Origin of the sequence: Methanoregula sp., from assembly GCF_002835825.1 — an archaeon.
Taxonomy (GTDB): Archaea; Halobacteriota; Methanomicrobia; order Methanomicrobiales; family Methanospirillaceae; genus Methanoregula.
In genome coordinates this window covers 1-7,745 of sequence record NZ_PIZH01000068.1, presented here as the reverse complement: position 1 = coordinate 7,745, position 7,745 = coordinate 1, and the positions used below count along the sequence as shown (strand labels likewise).

The 7,745-nt window shown below is 57.3% G+C and carries 5 protein-coding genes; 3 read left to right on the top strand and 2 right to left on the bottom strand.

Features of this window, described 5'->3' with window-relative positions; translation table 11 throughout:
* Positions 1 to 197: 197 nt before the first annotated feature.
* Both CW742_RS04055 and CW742_RS04050 read left to right on the top strand, forming a co-directional pair.
* Positions 198 to 1,283, top strand: coding sequence for a PAS domain S-box protein (locus CW742_RS04055; protein ID WP_292416813.1), 1,086 nt, complete (start codon positions 198 to 200; stop codon positions 1,281 to 1,283).
* Positions 1,284 to 1,350: 67 nt separating this feature from the next.
* Entirely contained in the window at positions 1,351 to 1,851 is a 501-nt protein-coding gene (locus tag CW742_RS04050) for an ROK family protein (protein ID WP_292416810.1), read from the top strand.
* 65 nt (positions 1,852 to 1,916) lie between these two features.
* On the opposite strand, the gene CW742_RS04045 is transcribed toward CW742_RS04050, so the two are convergent.
* Complete coding sequence (locus CW742_RS04045; RefSeq protein WP_292416807.1) at positions 1,917 to 4,298, bottom strand: PAS domain S-box protein; 2,382 nt, start codon at positions 4,296 to 4,298, stop codon at positions 1,917 to 1,919.
* 351 nt (positions 4,299 to 4,649) lie between these two features.
* On the opposite strand from CW742_RS04045, the gene CW742_RS04040 reads away from it, so the two are divergent.
* Positions 4,650 to 7,253, top strand: a complete 2,604-nt coding sequence (locus tag CW742_RS04040) for a PAS domain S-box protein (protein ID WP_292416804.1) — start codon at positions 4,650 to 4,652, stop codon at positions 7,251 to 7,253.
* Positions 7,254 to 7,328: 75 nt separating this feature from the next.
* Here the strand turns inward: CW742_RS04040 and CW742_RS04035 are convergent.
* Positions 7,329 to 7,745, bottom strand: a 417-nt coding sequence (locus CW742_RS04035) for a transcription elongation factor Spt5 (protein ID WP_292416801.1), incomplete at its 5' end; no start/stop codon positions are given.

Here is a 7,745-nt window from a genome sequence, read left to right as displayed (position 1 = left end):
ACATGGACCCGGACAGCTAGCGCCACTAGCTGCTACACACCGTACTTCACCAGGAAAAGGGCGGTACAGCTGAGACCTCCCCGCGTGTCCATTTCGAGAGCAACACGGTACGGACCGAGACCGAGATCACCCGGACCGATGGCCAGTCGTGCTCGCTCTGGATCAGTGCAACGCCGATCCTTGGCGAAGACGGGGCGTTGACCGGGGTTATCGACTCGCTGAGGGATGTTACCCACCAGAAGAAGATCGGGCGGGCCCTCAGGGAGTCCCGCCGGTACCTTGACGCGATCATCAACACCATGCCCGACCCCCTTTTCATCAAGGACCACGATCACCGCTTCGTCACGGTTAATGACAGTTTCTGCGAATTCATTGGTCACTCCCGTGAGGACGTGGTGGGAAAGACCGACCACGATGTTTTTCCAGAGGGGGAGGCAGCGATCTTCGTGGAGAAAGACCGTGATGTGTTCCGGACCCGGCAGGAGAACGAGAATGAGGAACTCCTCACCGATTCGCGGGGAAAGACCCATACGATCGTGACCAAGAAAGCCCTGTACGTCAATGCCTCCGGAGAAGAGTTTATTGTCGGGGTAATCCGTGATATCACGCAGAGGAAAAAGACCGAGCGGGCCCTCCAGCTGACCGTAAAAAAGCTCAACACCCTCTCGTCCATCACCCGCCACGACATCCTCAACCAGCTCATGGGCCTGCGGGCGTTCATCGAGCTGACAAAAGGGAGGGTAACGGATCCGGAGAAGGCCGAATTCCTTAAGAAAGCAGATGATGCAGCGGAAGCGATCCAGCGGCAGATCGAGTTCACCCGGAATTACGAGGACCTCGGGGTAAAGGAGCCCCTCTGGCAAGATGTCGGGGAACTGTTCCGGTCAGCTGTGGCCGAACTGCCGCTGTCAGGGATCGCTGTTGATGCCCGGGTCCGGGGCATCTCAGTCTATGCCGATCCCCTCATCATCAAGGTGTTCTACACTCTTGCGGAAAACTCGCTGCGCCACGGGAGAACGGTGACGGAGATCGGGCTCTCTTTCAGCGAGGGGCCGTCCGGCCTGACCATCACCTACCGGGACAATGGCACCGGAATTGCCGATGCCGATAAAAAGAATCTCTTCCAGAAGGGATTTGGAAAACATACCGGTCTTGGCCTCTTCCTCTCCCGCGAGATCCTCTCGATCACCGGCATCACTATCAGCGAGACCGGGACGCAGGGACCCGGCGTGCGGTTCGAGATCCACGTGCCGAAAGGCGCATACCGCTTCTCTTCCCCGTAAGAGGCGGACTGGACAATTCTGCCAATCCTTTAGTATTCCCGTTGCTATTATTGCCATAGTGATTCATGTGCCGGCTGGAGAACAGAAAAACATAAGGACCGTCTCTATCCTGACAAGGCGGTTGAAAGAGGGAAAGACGTACGAGGACTTCCGCAGGGCATGGTTCCACACCACGGGTTTCGCGGTGAAAGGAAAGGACGCGGGCGGCGGGAAGGCAGAGCTGCTGACATTCATCAATATATTCGACCCGCGGGAGATCATTGTGCTGGGTTTTGCTGCGACAACGCTGGAACAGCTGAAGGATGCATTGGATATTGACGTGAAAGTCCGGGGAGAAAACCCGCTGGACGACGTGATCGAGCCGGTAATCGGCAGGGCGTTTGCGCTCCAGGTGGCAGGGGACGATTTTTCCGCGGCCGGGGAGATCCCGTACTCTCCCGCCGCCATCGATGGTAACAAGACGGATATGGCAGAAGTTGCAGAAGACCTCCGGGCGCTGGCCGGGATCTATGCCACAGCGGCAAAAAAGCGGGACGCGACAAACGAGGCACGGAAACAGGCGCGGTGATCTACAACAATGCAGGCACAACAGGCCCCGGATATATGGGGGGAGGAGCACGGGACTGTCCGCAATCATTCCCCCGGCCGCTTTTCCGCCGGGTGCCCGTTCCCGCTGGTTGTTTCCGGCTCCGCGATCTTCTCCCGGAATTTTTTCTCACTCTCGCGGAGTTCCCTCACCGCCTTCTTGTAATCGCTGATGTCCCGGCCCACCGACTGGTATTCCACCAGCCTGCCGCCTTCATCATAGATCGCGTGGTCAACCCAGCTCTGCCAGGTGACTGTACCGTTTGGCAGGATGATCTGGTGATCGATCCGCCCGACCGGGTGCTCCTGTGTCAACCCCTTGAAATGCTGCGCCAGGCGCTCACGTTCCTCCGCCGGGATCGCCAGGGGGATCGCGTGGCCTAAAATCTCCTCTCTGGATCTCTTCAGGTACCGGCAATAGGCTTCGTTGACAAAGACAAATGTCCCGTCCGGGCGGAACCGGCAGATAAGCTCGGTCTGGCCCTCCACAACCGCCCGGTACCGCTCCTCGCTCTCCCGGATCCGCTGCCGGCTCTCTTCCAGTTCCGCAAAATTCGCCCGGAGCTCCTCCTCGGCCGCGGCGAGCTGCCCGTAGGCGGCATGCAGCATCTCGTTTTTCGTCTGGAGTTTCATCTCCGCCATTTTCATATCGGTGATATCCCGGCCCACAGACTGGTACTCCACGAGGGTTCCACGTGCGTCAAAAATCGCCCGGTCCACCCAGTTCTGCCAGCGGATGGTGCCATCAGGCAATACCGTCCGCTGGTCAACGGAGGCCACGGGATTGTCCGGCGTGAGCGCCCGGAACGTATCCCGCACCAGTTCGCGTTCATCGACAAATACTTCGGGCCGGAATACCCGGCCAATGATCTGCTGCCGGGACTTGTTGAAGTACCGGCAGTATGCATCGTTGGCAAAGACAAACGTCCCGTCAGGATGGAACCGGCAGATGAGCTCGGTCTGGTCTTCGACAACGCCGCGGTACAGTTCCCGGCTCTCCCGCAGCTCAGCCTCAAGATGCGTAAGCTGCTCGTAGTTGTTCCGTAACTCCTCTTCTGTTGCCGCAAGCTGTTCAAAGGACGCGGCAAGTTCCTCGTGTTCGCGGGCCAGCTCCGCCTCCTTCTGCCTTTGTTCCGTGATATCCTCAAGGGTCTCGACCGCGCCGATGATTGCACCGTTCCTGTCCCGGATGAGCCCTGCCGTGAAGTGGAGCCACTTGCCCTCAAAGCCCATGTGGGAGAAGAAGTCCGTTGCGGAATAGGCTCCATCGATCAGGCGGGACTTTTCCAGCCGGTCGAGATACCATTCCGACATCAGACCCTCTGCATTGTCCACGAGAAGGTCGGCAAGGCACGGTCGCCTTTCCTTATAGAAGGCACGCCAGTGCTGGTCTGTTCCGATTATCTCATGCGCCGCGATCCCGCTATACGCGGCCAGCGCCTGGTTCCAGTAGAGGACATGGTGGTTCTTGTCGATCACGAACTGCGGGATCGGGGAGGCCTGGATGATGGCATCCAGGATGAGCTCCCGCTCCTCAAGTGTACGCTGGCTGGAGGCAAGGTCCAAGTAGCTGGTGCGGAGTTCCTCCTCCGTTGCAGTCAGCTGTTCGAATGCGTTTACAAGTTCATCGTGGGTCTTGTGCAGGTTCATCTCTGCGATCTTCTGTTCGGTTATGTCCCGGCCCACCGACTGGAACTCAACGAGGGCCCCGGACTCCGAAAAGATGGCCCGGTCGATCCACTGGTGCCACCGTACGGTGCCGTCCGGGAGATGGATCCGGTGCTCGATCGTACCCTGAGGGCTCTCCCGCGAGAGCGACGCCAGATGGTCGCGGATGGCACGCGCGTCCTCTGCGGGCATCAGGGGCGTGAACCGGCGGTTGATCACCACATCTTCTGCTACCCCGAAGGTCCGGCAGAAGGCGTTGTTGGCAAAGATGTATGTCCCATCGGGGCGGAACCGGCAGATGAACTCGTTCTGGTCCTGCACAACGTTCCGGTACCGCTCCTCGCTCTCCCGGAGTGCCCTGTCGGCATAGCGTTTCTCGACCGCAAGCCGGATCTTGTGGCTCAGCTCGCGGAACTGTGACTGGACATCCCGCCCCTTCTGGACATAATAGTCCGCCCCGGCATCGAACGCCTGGATAACCACGTCCTCCCGGCCTTTCCCGGTAAAAAGAATGAACGGCAGTTCCGTGTACCGTGCACGGATCTGCTGCAGGAGTCCTATCCCGTCAAGGATGGGCATCTGGTAATCGGAGATGATACAGTCATATTCCTGCTTTTTCAGCAGGTCCATTACGGAGAGGGGATGCTCTGTTGTCGCAACAGTGAACTGGCCGCTCAGCTCAAGGAAGGCCTTGCCAATCTCGAGCAGGGAAGGGTCATCGTCGATGTACAGAACGGAGATACTATTGCGTCGTAACGGCACGGTTACACCTGAGTATACGAAAAAAACCTTCAGTTCATCGAGTGCCTGTCATGGTGCCATGACGACATGGGTTCCTGATTTCTTCATCGTTCTGCGGGATAAAGGATGAGAAAGCCTGAGTGCGGTACCGGTCTGTTCTTATGAAAAATTGTCGAAAAGATATTTAAACTTTATGAGATTTGATTATCATAACATCAGTATTCCATAGGCAACCCGCAGGTATTTCAAAGAAAACCTGCTACCTAAAATTGCTACCTGGTTACCCTGCATAGTTCTTTTTCGCAGGTTCCTGACGGGAGATGCGGAGGGAGAGAACTGGACGAAGACAACTACCGGACGATTATCGGCCTGTTGCGCGATACTCCCCACGGGCTTACCATCGAGGAGATCGCCCGGGCCGCACACCTGAGCCGGACCACCGCGACAAAGTATCTCAACTCCCTCTTCGTCTCGGGCCAGCTCAACATGCGGAAGTCCGGCCCTGCCAAAGTGTACTCCCTTTCCGCACGACTGCCGGCCGACCAGGTCTTAAGCAAATCATCCGGACCGGTTTTGATCCTCGATGACTCGTACACGGTACGGGAGGCCAGCGAATCATTCCTCCATACCTTCGGGATCCGGATGGAAGAGCTGGAAGGCCGGGATGTTGCCAAAACCACCATAGGCCCCGGTTTCATCGGGAGGATCCGCGACCCCGTAAAACAGGCAATGGCAGGAACCGGGTCCGTGCTTGATGCATGGATTCCCATTGGAAAAGAGTGGCGGGCTTTCCGAATTCGAATCGTGCCCCTTGTCTTTGGCTGGGGGGGGAAAGGCGTTGCTGTGCGGCTGGAAGACCAGACCGGAGAGCTGCTTGCACGCGAGGAGAATTCATTCCTTGCCGATATGCTCAACGATTCCCCGGCGGCTATCACGGTTGTGGACTTTTTCGGGAACCACCTCTATTCAAACACGATGAACGGGGAGCTTCACGGGTATTCTGCTGCTGAATTCGTAAAGCTTACCTTACATGATATTGACTGCCCCGAATCGGCACAAGAGATTACCGGGCGCATGAACATTCTCAAAGAGAAAGGGAAGATCTCATTTGAAGTGGAGCATCTCCACAGGGACGGCCACCGGATACCCCTCGAAGTCCATGCAAAAGTGGTGAAATGGGGAGAACGGGACGTAATTGTCAGTATCGCAACAGACATTACCGAGCGGAAACGGGCCGAGAGCGTGATACGGGAGAACGAGGACAAGTTCCGGACCATCTTCGAGCACAGTCCGTACCCGATCGCGATCAACAGCGCCCCGGAACAGGAATTTCTGGCAGTCAACCCGGCCTTTCTTGCGGTCAGCGGTTTCACGGAAGAAGAATTACTGGGGAAAAACCCGGTAGAGGTGGGCATTCTTTCGCTTGCGGACAGCGCAAAGCTGGTTGCACATTCCTTGCTGACGGGCAGGCTTGAAAATGTGCCGCTTGTGCTGAAGGCCAGGGATAGGAAAAAGATCCATGTCATATTCTCATCGATCCCGGTCACCATTGGCAGCCGTTCGGCCTACCTCACCATTGCTGCTGAAGTGACCCGGTTAAAGAGGATCGAAGAGGAACTGCTGAAAAAGACGGAGGACCTGGACGCCGCGTACAGGGAACTGACTGCCGTTGACCGGGAACTCCGGCGCAACAACGATCTGTTGCGCAGGAACGAGCAGGTGCTACGCGAGAACGGGGAGACGTTCCGGGCCCTGGTCGAGCAGTCCGGGGAAGGGATCATCATCGTGGACTTTTCGGGGAATGTCCGGTTTGCCAACCGCAGGGCCCTTGAGATTGCCGAATGCCCGCCGGATCTGAGCATGACCGAAACGTTCAATGTCTTCGATCTCATCAGCAGGGACTTCCAGGAAAATGCGGTCCACGATTTCCAGCAGATCTCCCGCGGGATCGACAGTTACGAGGTCTATTACAGGTTTGTAACCCTGGAACAGAACGAGAAATGGGCCGCCTGTATCGGGAAAAAAATAACGTTTAAGGGTACTCCGGCGGTCCTGATCTCGTTCCGGGATGTCACGGGGCGCAAGCAGGCAGAAGAGGAATTGCGGGAATCCGAGCAGAAGTTCTCCACCCTGTTTGAGAACAACGCCGTCCCACTCACGCTTGTCTCCGCGGAGAACGGCAGGTTTACGGACGTCAACGAAGCCTTCCTTGACAGTACTGGTTTTTCCCGGGAGGAGGTGATCGGCAGGACGGCAACGGAACTTCACCTGTTTTCCGATCCTGCAGCGTATGCCGGAATGGTCGGGCGGCTGAAGGAGCAGAAGCAGATCCAGGGACTCGAGATGCAGTGCCAAAAGAAGAACGGAGATCCTGCGACCTGTCTCTTCTCATCAAGGATAATCATGATGGCCGGGCGGCCCCATATCATCTCAACTATTGAGAACATCACGGAACGGAAGGCTGCCGATATCGCGTTCCAGACCATGGTATCGAGCATGCTCGGCACGTCCGGCCAGGAATCGCTGGACCGGATCACCAGGAACCTTACCTCCTGGCTCCGTGCAGACTGCGTCATGATCGGCAGGATCCTGCCGGACCGTGAAAATGTCGAGGTCCTCTCCATGATCCTTGACGGGAAACGGATCACGGGATTCCGGTATACTCTGAAAGGGACGCCGTGCGAGGACGCTGCGGAGAAAGGGTTCTGCCTCTACACCGACAACGTGGCACAGGCCTTCCCAAAAAGCAGGGACCTGCGAGAGTTCGGGATCCGGGGGTATGCCGGGACACCGCTCCGGAATTCCGAGGGTATTGTCGTTGGCATCATCTGTATCATGACACGCGAGCCTCTCGACCTTCCCCCGTCTGTCCGTCAGGTCATCGATATCATCGCTGTCAAGGCTGCTGTCGAGATCGGGGCTGTTTCCGCCCGTGGGATTGCAGGGGAGAGACGGAGGAGACGGCAAACAAAGTAAGACATCCCGCGTCAGGTGGGCTGTATAAGGGGGATGGAACAGCGCGGGCTCGCGGGATGTGGAAAAAGGGAGGGATTACTTCTGGTCGGAGAACTTTTCGACCACGCGGACATTGTCTCCGCGGACGGTGATCGGGATCGGGACAACACTCTCATAGAGCTCGACCGTGATCTCTTCCTTGCCGGAGTCGACACGCTTGACCACGGCCTTCTCTCCCTTGAACGGGCCGGCAATAAGCTCGACAATCGTACCCTCTTCGATACCGGAGACAACCGGTTTCGGGATGAGGAAATGACCTACCTCGGCAAGGTTGGTCTCGCCCTTCGTCACGACTCGGGCATGGGCGATCATCTCGACGAGCTGCTCGATCCGGTTCCGCTGTTCGGGCGTCTCCACAAGGACATAGCCCTGCAGTTCGTTCGGGACGATGATCGAAGTCACCTTGATATCGGTGGCCTTGGTGTCGATGGCCTTTAAGATGTTGTCCGCTAC